16 protein-coding genes, 1 tRNA gene and 1 pseudogene are annotated in these 13,931 nt (G+C 72.2%); 6 read left to right on the top strand and 12 right to left on the bottom strand.

Annotated elements, in window-relative coordinates; all coding sequences use genetic code 11:
- Positions 1–7 precede the first annotated feature (7 nt).
- Positions 8–535, bottom strand: coding sequence for a DUF2505 domain-containing protein (locus MTP03_RS19205; RefSeq protein ID WP_248489567.1), 528 nt, complete (start codon positions 533–535; stop codon positions 8–10).
- A gap of 24 nt (positions 536–559) precedes the next feature.
- Here MTP03_RS19205 and MTP03_RS19200 point away from each other — a divergent pair, with 24 nt between their 5' ends.
- Genes MTP03_RS19200 through MTP03_RS19190 form a run of 3 tightly spaced genes read left to right on the top strand, consistent with a single transcriptional unit; the run spans position 560 to position 3,606 of the window.
- Positions 560–1,606 (top strand): UDP-N-acetylmuramate dehydrogenase, encoded by a 1,047-nt coding sequence (locus MTP03_RS19200; protein ID WP_248489566.1) that lies wholly within the window; start codon positions 560–562, stop codon positions 1,604–1,606.
- 9 nt (positions 1,607–1,615) lie between these two features.
- A complete protein-coding gene (locus MTP03_RS19195) occupies positions 1,616–2,794 on the top strand; it encodes an Ig-like domain-containing protein (RefSeq protein ID WP_371820993.1) in 1,179 nt (392 codons plus the stop codon).
- A complete protein-coding gene (locus MTP03_RS19190) occupies positions 2,764–3,606 on the top strand; it encodes a transglutaminase family protein (RefSeq protein WP_248489565.1) in 843 nt (280 codons plus the stop codon). The genes MTP03_RS19195 and MTP03_RS19190 overlap by 31 nt, the downstream gene beginning before the upstream one ends.
- Positions 3,607–3,797: 191 nt before the next feature.
- Here MTP03_RS19190 and otsB read toward each other — a convergent pair whose 3' ends face one another.
- The 7 genes and pseudogenes from otsB to MTP03_RS24010 form a co-directional block, all read right to left on the bottom strand.
- The gene (otsB, locus tag MTP03_RS19185; protein WP_248489564.1) at positions 3,798–4,568 is read right to left on the bottom strand and encodes a trehalose-phosphatase; all 771 of its coding nucleotides are present in this window, start codon (positions 4,566–4,568) and stop codon (positions 3,798–3,800) included.
- Positions 4,565–6,007: a trehalose-6-phosphate synthase gene (locus MTP03_RS19180; RefSeq protein ID WP_248489563.1), complete on the bottom strand. Its 1,443-nt coding sequence runs from the start codon at positions 6,005–6,007 to the stop codon at positions 4,565–4,567. Before MTP03_RS19180 ends, otsB begins: the two co-directional genes overlap by 4 nt.
- Positions 6,008–6,013: 6 nt before the next feature.
- Positions 6,014–6,175, bottom strand: a complete 162-nt coding sequence (locus MTP03_RS19175; protein ID WP_248489562.1) for a hypothetical protein — start codon at positions 6,173–6,175, stop codon at positions 6,014–6,016.
- Positions 6,176–6,230: 55 nt separating this feature from the next.
- Complete coding sequence (locus tag MTP03_RS22915) at positions 6,231–7,319, bottom strand: threonine/serine exporter ThrE family protein (RefSeq protein ID WP_256465171.1); 1,089 nt, start codon at positions 7,317–7,319, stop codon at positions 6,231–6,233.
- Positions 7,316–7,681 (bottom strand): threonine/serine exporter family protein, encoded by a 366-nt coding sequence (locus MTP03_RS22910; protein WP_256465170.1) that lies wholly within the window; start codon positions 7,679–7,681, stop codon positions 7,316–7,318. The genes MTP03_RS22915 and MTP03_RS22910 overlap by 4 nt, the downstream gene beginning before the upstream one ends.
- Positions 7,682–7,714: 33 nt before the next feature.
- Positions 7,715–7,972, bottom strand: coding sequence for a CdaR family transcriptional regulator (locus MTP03_RS19160; protein ID WP_248489561.1), 258 nt, complete (start codon positions 7,970–7,972; stop codon positions 7,715–7,717).
- Positions 7,973–8,141: 169 nt separating this feature from the next.
- Positions 8,142–8,330, bottom strand: a pseudogene (locus MTP03_RS24010) (hypothetical protein); the annotation flags it as partial.
- Positions 8,331–9,010: 680 nt separating this feature from the next.
- Between MTP03_RS24010 and MTP03_RS19150 the strand changes: the two are divergent.
- Positions 9,011–10,717, top strand: a complete 1,707-nt coding sequence (locus tag MTP03_RS19150; protein ID WP_248489559.1) for an aldehyde dehydrogenase family protein — start codon at positions 9,011–9,013, stop codon at positions 10,715–10,717.
- Positions 10,718–10,738: 21 nt separating this feature from the next.
- Here the strand turns inward: MTP03_RS19150 and MTP03_RS19145 are convergent, their stop codons facing one another.
- Entirely contained in the window at positions 10,739–10,906 is a 168-nt protein-coding gene (locus MTP03_RS19145; protein ID WP_248489558.1) for a hypothetical protein, read from the bottom strand.
- A gap of 14 nt (positions 10,907–10,920) precedes the next feature.
- Positions 10,921–10,995 (bottom strand) — tRNA-Thr (locus MTP03_RS19140).
- Positions 10,996–11,106: 111 nt separating this feature from the next.
- Here MTP03_RS19140 and MTP03_RS19135 point away from each other — a divergent pair.
- Together MTP03_RS19135 and MTP03_RS19130 are read left to right on the top strand one after the other, a co-directional pair.
- Positions 11,107–11,925, top strand: coding sequence for a crotonase/enoyl-CoA hydratase family protein (locus tag MTP03_RS19135; RefSeq protein ID WP_248489557.1), 819 nt, complete (start codon positions 11,107–11,109; stop codon positions 11,923–11,925).
- Between the two features lie 10 nt (positions 11,926–11,935).
- Entirely contained in the window at positions 11,936–12,424 is a 489-nt protein-coding gene (locus MTP03_RS19130) for a GNAT family N-acetyltransferase (RefSeq protein WP_305852770.1), read from the top strand.
- Positions 12,425–12,451: 27 nt separating this feature from the next.
- Here the strand turns inward: MTP03_RS19130 and MTP03_RS19125 are convergent, their stop codons facing one another.
- Positions 12,452–13,291 carry an alpha/beta fold hydrolase gene (locus tag MTP03_RS19125; protein ID WP_248489556.1) on the bottom strand — a complete coding sequence of 280 codons (840 nt, stop codon included), beginning with the start codon at positions 13,289–13,291 and terminating at the stop codon, positions 12,452–12,454.
- A 157-nt stretch (positions 13,292–13,448) separates the two neighbouring features.
- Positions 13,449–13,913 carry a carboxymuconolactone decarboxylase family protein gene (locus MTP03_RS19120; protein ID WP_248489555.1) on the bottom strand — a complete coding sequence of 155 codons (465 nt, stop codon included), beginning with the start codon at positions 13,911–13,913 and terminating at the stop codon, positions 13,449–13,451.
- Between the last annotated feature and the right edge of the window lie 18 nt (positions 13,914–13,931).

Raw genomic sequence — 13,931 nt, 5'->3', positions numbered from 1 at the left:
TTACCGGTCAGGCGCGCGCGGTGATCCACTGCAGGGTGAACTCCCGTTCACTCTCCATGAGCTCCTGCAGGTTCTCGACGACCAGCGCCTCGACCTTGTTCGCGACGAACGGGATCGAGACGGTGGCCTCGCCCGTGGCGGTGATCCGCGCCGCCGAACCGTCCGATCCGGGTCCCGCCTCCAGGACGGCCGTGCCCGAGAGCTGCGCGGGAACGCCCTGGATATCGGCGGAGAAGCGGCCGGCGCAGCGCGCCCCGTCGAACGGACCCCACTCCTCCACGCGGTGGATCTCCAGGCCGCCGGGGCGGATCGCGGTCACCACGGACGGCAGCTTGTCCTCACCGATCACGTGCACCACCAGCACCCGCACGGAGGCGTCCGCGCCGGATCCGGTCACCGTCACCTCCGCGACGCGGGCGCCCTCCCCGCCGACCTCGGCGACGCGGGCCGGCCAGTACGCGGCGTCCGTGAAGGCGGCGTGCAGGGCGGCGGGCGGGGTGGCGTAGTCGAGCGAGCGCTCGAGACGGGTGCTCATGGGCGGACACGTTACCGTTGCGGGGTGCCTGAACTGCTATCGGAGTTGACCACCCTGCACCTGGGCGGCCCAGCGCGGGCGTACCTGCGCGCCGAGACCGCCGCGCAGGTGGCCGACGCGGTGGGCCGGTGCGACGCCGCGGGCGAGCCGGTGCTGCTCGTCGGCGGCGGCTCGAACCTGGTGGTCGCCGACGCCGGGTTCGCCGGCACCGTCGTCCACCTGACCGGGAGCGGCATCGCGATCGAGGGCACCACGCTCACCGCCGACGCGGGCGCGACCTGGGACGACGTGGTCGCCGCCTCCGTCGACGCGGGGCTCGGCGGCCTCGAGTGCCTGTCCGGCATTCCGGGCTCCGCGGGCGCGACGCCGGTGCAGAACGTCGGCGCGTACGGCGTGGAGGTCTCCGCGTGGCTCGACGCCGTCGAGCTGTACCACCGGGCCACCGGCGAGACGGCGTGGGTCGCGCCCGAGACGCTCGGCCTCGCGTACCGCACGTCGCGGCTCAAGCGGTCCGACGCCGACGTCGTGCTCCGGGTGCGGTTCGCGCTGACCGACGGTGCCAGTGCCCCCGTTCGGTACGGCGAGCTCGCCCGCACGCTGGGAGTCGAGCCCGGCGGCACCGTCGAGCCCCCGGCCGCGCGTGCGGCCGTGCTGGCGCTGCGCCGCGGCAAGGGCATGGTGCTCGACGGTGCCGACCACGACACCTGGAGCGTCGGGTCGTTCTTCACCAACCCGGTGGTCCCCGACGAGGACGTCGTCGCGCGGATCGAGGCCGCGACGGGGGAGAGCACGCCGCGCTACCCCGCCCCCGACGGGATCAAGCTGTCGGCGGGCTGGCTGATCGAGCGGGCGGGCTTCGGCAAGGGCTACTCGGGCGGCCGCACCGGCGTCTCGCTGTCGACCAAGCACACGCTGGCGCTGACCAACCGTGGAACCGGGACCACGGCCGAATTGCTCGCGCTGGCAGCCGAAGTCCGGGACGGGGTCTTCGCCCGGTTCGGGGTCGAGCTGCGACCGGAGCCGGTGCTCGTGGGTGCGGAGCTGCCGCCCGTAGCCGGTAGAATCCATTAGGTGTTCGACCTGAATTCGGGGCCGCTGCGCGCGGCGTTGGGGCGCCGTGCGTTCCTCGGGGTGTCCGCCGCGACCGTCGCCGTCCTGGCCGCCGCGTGCGCGAAGGACTCCACCGAGGCGCACGCCGACGGCCCCACCTTCACCTATACGCCGTCCGGCGACGAGCCGATCGGGCCGCTCACGCCGGTCTCGGTCACCGTCGCGGGCGGGACGTTCCGGCCCGGCGTCGGGCTGAAGAACACCGCCACCGGCAAGCAGGTCAAGGTCACCGTCTCGCCCGACGGTGCCACGGTCACCGTCGCCGAACCGCTCGGGTACGGCGCGAAGTACGCCTGGTCGGGCGTCGCGGACGGCGAGGGCGGCACCTTCGCCGGCCTCGACGGCAAGGTCTCGGTCGTCTCGCCGGACCGGACGATGTCGGTGGTGATCAACGTCGCCGACGATGCGACCGTCGGCATCGCCGCGCCCCTGATCCTGAAGTTCTCCGGCACCGTCGAAGACAAGGCGGCGGTGGAGAAGGCGCTGAAGGTGACCACCGTCCCGGCCACGGAGGGCGCGTGGGCGTGGCTGCCCGAGGACAACGGCTCGCGCGCGCACTGGCGGCCGCGGAACTACTACGCGCCGGGCACGAAGGTGTCGATGAAGGGCACGCTGTACGGGCTCGACCACGGCGACGGGGTGTACGGCGCGGCCGACGTGAGCAGCTCGTTCACGGTCGGACGGTCGCAGATCGTCAAGGCCTCGGCGCCGTCGCACCGGATCCGGGTGATGCGCGGCGACCAGGTGTACCTCGACCTGCCGTGCTCGTACGGCGAGGCGGACCTGCCGCGCAACGTGACGCGCTCGGGCATCCACGTGGTGAGCGAGAAACACGAGGACTTCTACATGTCCAACCCCGCGGCCGGGTACTTCAACGTGCGCGAGCGGTTCGCGGTGCGGATCTCCAACAACGGCGAGTTCATCCACGCCAACCCCGCGACGGTCGGCAACCAGGGCGCGACCAACGTGACCAACGGCTGCATCAACCTCTCCCTGGAAGACGCACAACGGTACTTCCAGAGCGCGATCTTCGGCGATCCCGTGGAGGTGACGGGCACGTCGATCGCGTTGTCCGAGGCCGACGGGGACATCTACGACTGGACCATAGACTGGCCCACGTGGCTATCGATGTCGGCGCTGAAGAAGTAGTCGTGCCCGGTGCGCGGACCATGTCCGCGCGGGTCGCGTGCACCGTCGTCGCGCCCACCGTGCTCGAGTACCAGGCCACCGTCGCCCGGGTGGCGGGGTTGCGCGTGCAGGAATCGCTCGTCGTCACGCTCGACGGTGCGCCGCTGCCCGTGCACGAGGTGGTCGGCCCGCACGGCGGGCGGATCCATCGCGTCGAGGCGGGGCCGGGCCGTGTGCTGCTGGAGTACCAGGCGCAGGTCGCGGGGTTCGCGGCGCCGGAGCCGGTGGACGAGTACCTGCGCTCGCTGTACCTGCGGCCGTCCCGGTACGCCGAGGTGGACCGGTTCTACGGCTTCGCGGCGAAGCAGTTCGCGGGCGTCACCGGGGACGCCGCGCGGGCCCTCGCGGTGCGGGACTTCGTGGCGGAGCGGCTCGATTACCTCCCGGGCGTCAGCCGCTCGCTCGACGGTGCCTCCGACACGCTGCTCGCCTCCGCCGGCGTGTGCCGCGATTACGCGCACCTGACGATCGCGCTGCTGCGGGCGCTGAAGCTGCCGGCGCGGATGAGCGCGGTGTTCGCCCCGGGGTGCGATCCGATGGACTTCCACGCGGTGGCCGAGGTGATGATCGACGGCCGCTGGTGGGTGCTCGACGCGACGGGGCTTGCGCCGCGCGCCGCGATGGTCCGGATCGCCACCGGCCGCGACGCCGCCGACATCGCCTTCCTCGACAACCACGGCGGTTCCATCCGGTTCGAGCGCCTGCAGGTGACCGCCGAATCCGCGGCGCCGCTCCCCATCGACGACCCGCGAGCCCTGATCCCGATCGCCTGAACCGCCAGCGGGTACGACTGGCGTCCGGTGGGGGACTCGGCGCCGCGTGGGGGACGATCGAGCCCTTGCTCCACGACCGGCGTGGGGTGAGGGAGCGAACGCCGAGGTCGCGGATCGGTGCCGCGCGGGGGATGAACGGCGCCGTGCAGGTCCGCCGTGCCGAATCGGGGCCGCCCGGCGCAGGAGGCGGCTCAGCGGCGCAGGGCCAGCAGCTCCTCGAACACAGTCCGCGCGGCGGCGGGGCCGTCCACGCGGAACCGGGCGGCGGTGGCCCCGTCGCCCACCTTCACGGAGACGTCGTCGGCCTCCGTGAGCACCGCGAAGGCCTTCTCGTCGGTCACGTCGTCGCCGAGGTAGAGCACGGCGGCGGCGCCGGTGCGCTCGCGCAGGACCTGCAGCGCACGCCCCTTGGACGCGTCGAGCACAGTCAGCTCCAGCACCGCTTTGCCGTCGGTGGCGTGCACGCCCGGCCGGGCGGCGGGGCCCCGTCGGGCCTCCTCGAGTGCCGCGGGCGCCGACGACGCATCCACCACGTTGCGCACGTGCAGCGCGCCGCCGAGCGGCTTCGGCTCGACTGCCGCGCCGGGGAACCGCGCGGCGATCGCCGCGAGGTCCGCGAGCACCGCGTCCCGCAGCGCGAGCAGTGGAGCGTCGAGCAGACCACCGAGGTCGTCGTCCCACTCGGCGCCGTGGCTCCCGACGGTGACGAGCGCACCGTCGGACCCGGAGACGCCCGACAGCCGCCCCAGCGTGGCCCGGTCCCGTCCCGACACCAGGGCGACGGTGACCCCGGGCAGCCCGGCGAGCGACTCCAGCGCGGCGACGGTCCCCGGCAGCGGGAACGCGGCGGCGGGGTCGGCGACGATCGGCGCGACCACCCCGTCGTAGTCGGTGGCGACGAGCACGTGCCGCAGCGCGGCGAACCGCGCGAGTGCCTCCGCGAGCGGGGCGGGCAGGCTCACGCCGGCGCCTCGTCGACGGTGCCCGCGAGGGTCTGCAGGAACGAGCGGGCCCAGCGGTCCACGTCGTACTGCATCACCTGGCGACGCATCGCCCGCATCCGGCGTTTGCCCTCCTCGGGCTCCTGATGCACGGCCTCGTCGATCGCGTTCTTGACGCCCTCGAGATCGTGCGGATTGCACTGGTACGCCTGCCGCAGCTCGGCGGCGGCGCCCGTGAACTCGCTCAGCACCAGCGCGCCCGACGAATCGGTGCGGCACGCCAGGTACTCCTTGGCGACGAGGTTCATGCCGTCGCGCAGCGGCGTCACCAGCATCACGTCGGCGGCGGCGAAGAACGAGAGCAGCTCGCGGCGCGGGACGGGCCGGTGGATGTAGTGGATCGCGGGATGGCCGATCTGGCCGAAGTTCCCGTTGATCCGCCCCACCTGCAGCTCGATGTCGTTGCGCATCGACTTGTACGACTCGACCCGCTCGCGGGACGGGGTGGCCAGCTGCACGAAGATGTGCCGCGCGGGGTCGAGCCGGCCCTCCTGGTACAGCTCGCCGATGGCGCGCAGCCGCACGTCGATGCCCTTGGTGTAGTCCAGGCGGTCCACGCCGAGCATGATCTTGTCCGGGTCGCCGAGTTCCTTGCGCAGCGCGCGGGCACGCTTGCGGGTCTCGGGCAGTTTCGCGGTGGCCGCGAGGTCGGCGGAGTCGATGGAGATGGGGAACGCGCCCACCCGCACGGACCGGAAGCCGACGGTGACCACGCCGAACTTCGAGCGCACCCCGATCGAACCCTTGCTGGTGGAGTAACCGGCGAGCTTGCTCGCCAGGTAGAGGAAGTTCTGCGCGCCGCCGGGCAGGTGGAAGCCCACCAGGTCGGCCCCGAGGATGCCCTCGATGATCTCGCGGCGCCACGGCATCTGCATGAACAGCTCGACCGGGGGAAACGGGATGTGCAGGAAGAAGCCGATCTTCACGTCGGGGCGCAGCATCCGCAGCATCTTCGGCACCAGCTGCAGCTGGTAGTCCTGCACCCACACGGTGGCGCCCTGGGCGGCCACCTTCGCGGTCTCCTCGGCGAACCGGCGGTTGACCTCGACGTACGTGTTCCACCACTCGCGGTGGTACTCGGGCTTGACGATCACGTCGTGGTACAGCGGCCACAGGCTGCCGTTCGAGAAGCCCTCGTAGTGCTCCTCGACCTCCTGCGCGCTGAGTTTGACGGGGACCGGAGCATGTCCTGGCCCTCGATCGGCCCGTCGCCCACGTCGGGGGCGCCGGGCCAGCCTACCCAGGCGCCGTTGCGGGAGCTGAGGATCGGCGAGAGCCGTCACCAGGCCGCCCGGGGACTCCTTCCAGGTCAGCGTCCCGTCCGGCGCCTTCACGACGTCGACGGGCAGCCGGTTGGCCACAACGATGAAATCAGAGCTTCCCTGCACCGCAGCGGCCATGGAGGGCTACGCCTCCTTGAGGCCGATGCCGAGCATCGACAACAGCATCCGGCACTCGTCCGCGTCCTGCGCGTACGCCGCGACGACCCGTTGGGCCTGGCGCGCGGTCTCGTCCGCGACGGGCTCGAGTTCGTCCTCGCTGATGTCCTGCGTGGTCTTCGGGGGCATGAACGCACCTTCGTGTCGGGAGTGACGAGCAGTTGTAGTTTACCCGTCGAAGCATTCAGTCGCGGACCCGGCGGAATGTGATCCCGCCGATGTGCGGGCGCAAGTTCGGCGGCAGGTGCGGGCGGCGGATCGTGCGGGCCACCCACTCACCCAGTGTGACCCCCGCGGCGAGCGCGCAGCCCACGGCGAGCGCGGTGGCCATGTTGGTCAGCGCGGACGTGGTCTGGCCCGCCATCAGCTCCGAGAGCCCGCGGTACACGGCGAGGCCGGGTACCAGCGGGGTGATGCCGGCGACGGCCACGATCAGCGGGGGGACCACGGCCCGTCGGGCGAGGAGACCGCCGGCCAGCCCGACGACGGTGGCGGCCACCGTCGACGACACGATCGGCCCGAGCCCGAGGTTGAGGACCGCCCCGGCGACCAGCGCGCCCGCGCAGCCCGCGAGGAACGACGCGGTGAGCGCCCGGATCTGCGCGTACCCGGCCAGCGCGAACGCGGCGGCCGCCACGCCGCCGGACGCGACCAGGATCGGCAGCGGCGCGTAGTCGAACGGCTGCTGCTGCATCGGCGGCAGGGTCGCGCCGAGCTCGCTCGTGACGCGCAGCGCCATGCCGACGCCGGCGACCACGCCGCCCGTGAACACCACGACCTCGAAGAACCGCGCCGCGCCCGTCACCGGCGCCCCGGTGATCGCGTCCTGCACCGAACCCACCAGCGACAGCCCGGCCATCAGCACGATGATCCCGGCGACGATCACCCGGTACGGCTGCACGTCCCATCCGTACTCGATCGACAGCCGGTAGATCAGCGCCGCCGGCAGGGTCGCGAGGAAGCCGCCGACCACCTGCTGGAAGAAGTACGGCAGGCCCCAGTGGCTCAGCCGCACGTTGACCGCGTAGATCAGCGCGGTGGTCACGAACGCCACGACCGCGAGCGTGGGCTTGCCGCCCAGCAGCATCGTCAGCGCGCCGGACATCAACGCCCATCCGAACGTTGCGACCGCGCGCGGGTACGGGTGTCCGGCGGTCATGATCGATTCGAGCGCGATCAGCGCCTGGTCGGGCCGGATCCGGCCGCGGCCGATGCGCCGCACCAGTGTGTCGACCTGCGAGAGGCGGGTGTAGTCCAGGGAGCGGTGGCTCACCGTGCGCATGTACGTCGACGGGGTAGGCCGCGTCCGCGCTGCACGGACACGTTGATCGCGTTGTAGGTCACGCTCACCGTCACGTCGTCGATGCCGTAGGTGGCGGCCACGTACCGCACCTGCGCCTCGGTGTCGACGGCGCCGGTCCCCGAGTCCAGCAGCACCTCCCCGACCTTCATCGCCACCTCGAGGACCTCGCCGACGGTCTCGTTGTCGCGGAGGTCGACGGGCTGCAGCGGAGTGAGGACGGGCATGCCGGCCGTGTCGACGGTGGCCGCGTTGCGGCCCGTGACGGACTGGACCGCACGGGCGAGACGGTCGCGGAACGCGGGGTTCACATTCACCTCCTGGGGATCGGGCATCTGCCCGTGATCGTGCCAGACGGTGCGTGTGTTTCAAGCCCGGCGGAACAGTCCGTCCGCGAGTACCGCGACGTGCAGTTCCGCCGCCGCCCGCGGATCCGATCGGTCGCGGCCCGTGAGCCGCTCGACGCGCCGCAGCCGGTGATTGATCGTGTTGCGGTGGTAGTGCAGTTCCTCGGCGGTCGCGGCCAGCGACCCGCCGCAGCGGAACCACGCGCGGACCGTGTCCAGAAGCGCGTCCCGGTCGGCCGCCGGCAGCGCCAGGACGGGGGCGAGCACGGCGTCGCGCAACTCCCGAGCCGCCTCGGGGGTGGGCGAGGAGCAGCGGCAGCGCGTCCTGCCCGTACTCGCCGACGGTGCCCGCTCCCGGCGCGGTGCCCGGCCGCGGTTCGAGGCCGGCCAGGGCGAGCTCGGCCTGCCGCAGCGCGGCGTGCGCGCCCGGCGGACCGTCGAACAGAGTGCTGACGCCGACCCGCCCGACCGCTTCCGCGCGCAGCACGTCCAGTGCCGGGCCCCGAGCGTGCCCGCCCGGCAGACTGAGCAGGCCGATGCGACTGTGCACCTCCGACAGCCAGTGCGAGCGGATGTTCCGCTCCCGCAGCCGCACGTCGATCCCCGACAGTGCGCCGCCGCCCTCCGCGCACACCACGAGGAACGTCCCCGTGGCCGGTAACTGCAGCGTCGCGGCGGCCGTGCGCAGGGCGCCGGGTTCGAGGACCCCGTCGAGCAGGGCACGCAGCTCGGCCCGCCGGAGCTCCGCGTCGCGGCTCTCGCGGTCGGCCAGGGCACGGCCGTACTCCTCGGCCGCGGCGGTCGAGTAGTCGTCGATGATGCGCCAGACGTCGCCGCCGACGTCCGGCAGCAGGTCCGGGCGGTCGACGCACGCCTCGCGCAGGTGGTCCCACACCAGCCGGCCGGCCAGACGGTACGCGTGCAGTAGCGCCGCGAGCGGGAAGCCGTAGTCGGCCTTGAGGCGCCCCGTGGCCGCGGCGCGGCCAGCTCCGGATCCGGCGCGCCGCTGAGTTGCCGCAGCACCGAATCGAGGTTGGCGCGCACAATCTCGCGCAGCTCCGCCTCGGTGATCAGGCTGGTCTCGGCGTAGGCGTGCTCGCCCGAAAGAATGAGCCCCACCAGCTCGTCGGTGAGCTCGTCCAGCTGCTCCACCAGCAGTCCGGCGAACTCGGCGGCGGAGGAATCCGGAGATCGGGTGATGGTCGACACACCCGATCTTAACTCGCCCGGCGTTGTGCGCGCGCACAACGATGAAGGCCGGCGATCGAAACTCGCGCACGATGCGCGGGCGGTGTCGCGCGGATCACACTGGACGGCATGACTACCACCGAATCCGTCCTCGACGCCGCCGTCGCCGACCTGCGGGAGGGCGAGCGCACCTGGGCGACCACGTCGCTGGCCCGCCGCCGCGCACTCCTCGACGAGGTGGCCGCCGCCACCGCCGCCGTCGCGCAGCAATGGGTCGACACCGCCGCGTCGATCAAGGGCCTCCCCGCCGATTCGCCGCTGCTCGGCGAGGAGTGGCTGTCCGGCCCCTACTCCGTGATCACCGCCGCCGAGGCGCTCGGCGGGACGCTGCGGGCCCTCGAGGAGGGCCGCAACCCGCTGGACGGCTACACCCTGTCCACGGTGGCCGGCGGCCGCACCGCCGTCGACGTCCTGCCGCACGGCGCATTCGATCAGCTGCTGCTGAGCGGCTTCTCCGCGCAGGTCTGGACCGTGCCGGGCGTCGACGCCGCCGCGTTGCGAGCGGGCGCCGGCCTCGGCGAGCTCGACCCGACGGCCACCCACGGCATCGCCGGCGTCCTCGGCGCGGGCAACATCTTCTCCATCCCGCCGCTGGACACGCTGTACCAGCTCTACGCCGACAACCGCGTCGTACTGCTCAAGCTCAACCCGGTCACCGACCCGCTGCTGGAGACCTTCCGCGCCGCGTTCGCGCCGCTCATCGACCACGGCGTGGTCCGCATCGTCACCGGCGGCGCCGAGGTCGGCGGGGCGCTCGTGAACCACCCCGGTATCACGACGGTCCACATGACCGGCAGTGCCCGCACCCACGACGCCATCGTGTTCGGCACCGGTCCCGAGGGGGCGCAGCGCAAGGCGGAGAACCGGCCGCTGCTCGACAAGCCGATCACCAGCGAACTCGGCGGGGTCTCGCCGACGATCGTGGTGCCGGGCGAGTGGTCCGCCGCCGATCTGCGCTTCCAGGCCGAGCACCTCGCCACGCAGCGCCTGCACAACAATGGCTACAACTGCGTCGCCTCGCAGGTGGCGGTGATCAGCTCCGACTGGCCGCAGAAGGCGGAGTTCCTCCGCGAGCTGCGCGCCGCCTTCGACCGCGCCCCGCAGCGCAGCGACTACTACCCCGGCTCCGCCGGTCGCGTGGCCGCCGCGCGGGCCGGGTACGGCGCGCAGGCGCAGGCCGTGGGGCCCGACGGTGCCCGCACCCTCCTGACCGGCCTGCGGGCCGATCGGACCGAGGAGGCACTGCACACCGAGTACTTCGCGCCGGTCTACGGCGTGCTCGAGCTGCCCGGCGACGCGGAGACCTTCCTCGCGAACGCCGTGCGGGTGGCCAACGAGGAGTTCGAGGGCACCCTGGGCGTGAACCTCGTGGCCGACCCCGCGACCATCAAGGTGCTCGGCGCGGCGTTCGATCAGGCGATCGTCGACCTGCGCTACGGCACCGTCGCGGTGAACTGCTGGACCGGCGTCGGCTATCTCACCGCCCGGGCCACGTGGGGCGCGTTCCCCGGCCACACCATCGACGACGTTCAGAGCGGCATCGGTGTGGTGCACAACGCGCTGCTCCTCGACGATGTGGAGCGGACGGTCGTGCGCGGCCCCTTCCGCCCCTCGCCCCGTTCGTTCGTGGGCGGCGAGCTGTCGATGTCGCCGAAGCCGCCGTGGTTCGTCACCAACCGCACCGGCGCGACGACGGGGCGCCGGCTCACGGAGTTCGCGGCGAAGCCCTCGTGGCTGAAGCTGCCCGGCATCCTCGCGTCCGCCCTGCGCGGGTGAGGGCGGGCTGAACGACTCGGCTCAGCGGTCGAAGAACCGATCGCTGAGCCGGTCGAAGAAGCCGTCGATCCGCTTCTCACGGTCCGTGCCCTCGATCTTCGTGTTCCACAGGTACACCAGACCGAAGACCGCGGCGACGAGTCCGAGGACCAGCGCGGTGATCGCTACCACCTGCATCGTCGTCGACATCGCCGCCCCTTTCGTGGAGCCCCCCGTCGGGATTGAACCGACGACCTTCGCTTTACAAGAGCGGTGCTCTACCACTGAGCTAGGGAGGCGTGCGGCCCCACGGCCGCGGCGTCAGCATATCGTGACCGGCATGACTGATTCCTTCGAGTTCCTTCGAGACCATCAGCTGGAGCCTCGACGACGACGGCATCGCCACGCTCGTGCTGGACCGCCCGGACCAGCTCAACTCGTTCAGCGTCACGATGGCGCGGGAGCTGACGGAGTTCTTCGAGGTCCACGCCCGCCGCGACGAGGTCCGTGCCGTCGTGGTCACCGGCGCCGGCCGCGCGTTCTGCGCGGGCATGGACCTCACCGGCGAGGGCAACGTCTTCGGCCTCGACGAGTCGGTGCTCCCGACCCCCGAGGAGTTCGCCGCGCACTACGACGAGCCGCCCTACCAGGACGGCGTGCGCGATACCGGCGGCAAGCTGACCCTCGCGATCTACTCGCTGCCCAAGCCCGTGATCGCCGCGATCAACGGCCCGGCGGTCGGTATCGGGGCCACCATGACCCTCGCGATGGACACGCGCCTGGCCTCCACGAAGGCGCGCATCGGCTTCGTGTTCGGCCGGCTCGGGATCGTCATGGAGGCGTGCTCGAGCTGGTTCCTGCCCCGCATCGTCGGCCCCGCTCAGGCCCTGGAATGGGTGTACTCCGCCGACATCCTCACCGCCGAGCAGGCGCGCGAGGGCCGGCTCGTCCGCAGCATCCACGAGCCCGACGAGCTGGTGCCCGCCGCACAGGAGCTCGCCCGCTCCTGGGTCAAGGGCCGCTCCGCCGCGGGCGTCGCGATCAACAAGCAGCTCATCTACCGCGGCCTCGGCGCCGCGACGCCGCTGGAGCAGCACCTCGCCGACTCGCTGGGGATGTACTACACCTCGATCGGCGACGGCAAGGAGGGCGTGGCGGCCTTCCTCGACAAGCGCGCGCCGGAGTTCACGTCGAAGGCGTCGGAGACGCCGCGCATCGTTCCGGAATAGGCTGATCGTCATGGAGATCCGCGACGCCACCGACGAGGACCTACCGGCCGTCCTCGTCATCCACAACGACGCCGTCGAGCACTCGACGGCGATCTGGTCGGAGGAGAAGGCCGACCTCGCCGAGCGCGAGGCCTGGCTGGCGGATCGCCGCGCGGGCGGGTTCCCCGTCCTCGTCGCCATCGTCGACGGTGCGCTGGCCGGCTACGCCTCGTACGGTCCGTTCCGCAGCAAGTCGGGGTACAAGCACACCGTCGAGAACTCGGTGTACGTGGCCGACGGCTTCTACCGCCGCGGCATCGCCGAGGCGCTGATGAACGCGCTCATCGAGCGCGCGCAGCAGTCCGACGTGCACGTCGTGGTCGCCGCGATCGAGGAGTCGAACCACGCCTCGGTCGCGCTGCACCGCAAGCTGGGGTTCCGGGTGACCGGGCAGATGCCGCAGGTGGGAGTCAAATTCGGCCGCTGGCTGGACCTGGTGCTCATGCAGCGCATCCTGTGAGTCCTACCGCGGGCGCGGGCAGGTGGGTCAGCCGAGAGCCGTGCCGTCGGCGATGATGTCCGCCAGTTCGGCGGGCCGTTCGTCGGGGATCCAGTGGCTCACGCCCTCGAGTACGACGAACCGGTACGGCCCGTCGACGTAGTCGCCCGCCAGCTCGGCGCCGGCCCGGCCCAGTGCGATGTCGTCCGTGCTCCACACGTACGTCGTGGGACGGGTGACGTGCGACGACGCGCCCGGCCGCGCGGCCGTGAACGGCATGCCGCGGTAGTACCCGAGCCCGCCGCCGAGCAGCCCGGGTTCCACGACCTCGTCCACGACGGTCGCGACGGCACCGTCGGGCATGCCGGACCGGCGCAGGAACGCCCGGAACGCGCCCGGCGCCCTGGTCGCGAGAAGTTCTGGCAGGAACGGGATCTGGAACAGATACATGTAGTACGACTTCAGTGCCTGGTCCGAGCGGAGGAACGAGCGCAGGAACGCGAACGGATGCGGCACGGAGACCGCGGTCAGCGTGCGCACGAGGTCGGGGTGGGCGGCGGCGGTGAGCCACGCCGTCGACGAGCCCCAGTCGTGCCCCACCAGGTGCGCCGGGCCGGTGCGTTCGAGCAGCGCGGCGGTGTCGGCAACGAGCTCGGAACTGCGGTACTGCCACCGGTGCTTCGGCGTCGCGCTGCGCGCGTACCCGCGCTGGGTGGGGATCACGGTGCGGAAACCTTTGCCCTGCAGCAGTTCCGCCGTCGCCCGCCACGACGTGGGGGTCTGCGGGAAGCCGTGCAGCAGCACCACGGTCTCCCCGTCGAGCGGGCCGCTGTCGAGCACGGGGAACGTCAGTCCCGCACGGGTGAATTCGGTGATCCGTTCCGTCATGCGCCCACCCAACCACGGTCGGGGCCCGGCGGTCATCCTCCTCAGGTCGGAGGTCGACGGGCGCGGGAACGGGTGGCATCGCTGTCACAGTCGTCGTGTTGCCCGCTCGACCCCGCGCTCACCGGCCGCGTGCGGCGTACCGTCGGGCATCCCGGGATCACGCCCGGGCGCGCACCTCGTACCCGCTCACCACGGACACGCGGTTGAACGCGTTGATGGTCACGGCCGCCCAGATCAGCGCGGAGGTCTGCGCCTCGTCCAGCACGTCGGTGGCGCGGTCGTACGCGGCGTCGGCGGCGGCGTGCGCCGGCAGTTCCGTCACCAGCTCGGCGATCTCGAGCGCGGCGCGCTGGACGTCGTCGAACAGGCCGGGCGCTTCGCGCCACGCGGCGAGGACGTCGAGTTGCTGCTCCGTCAGCCCGGCGGCGCGCCCGGCCGCCGCGTGCAGGTTCAGGCAGTAGGCGCACCGGTTGATCTGCGAGGACCGCAGGTTCACCAGCTCGATCACGTCGCGGCCCAGACCGGCCGCCGCGGCGGCCTCCGCCACCTCCGCGGACACCGCGATCAGGCGCTTGTAGACCGACGGCGCGGACTTGTCGATCCGTACTCGTTGCGCAGGCATGCCACTAGGCTAGCGATC

It is taken from the genome of Tsukamurella sp. PLM1 (assembly GCF_023168325.1).
Lineage (GTDB): Bacteria > Actinomycetota > Actinomycetes > Mycobacteriales > Mycobacteriaceae > Tsukamurella.
Note: the sequence above shows the minus strand (reverse complement) of the source record. Positions and strands in the feature narration are given on the sequence as shown.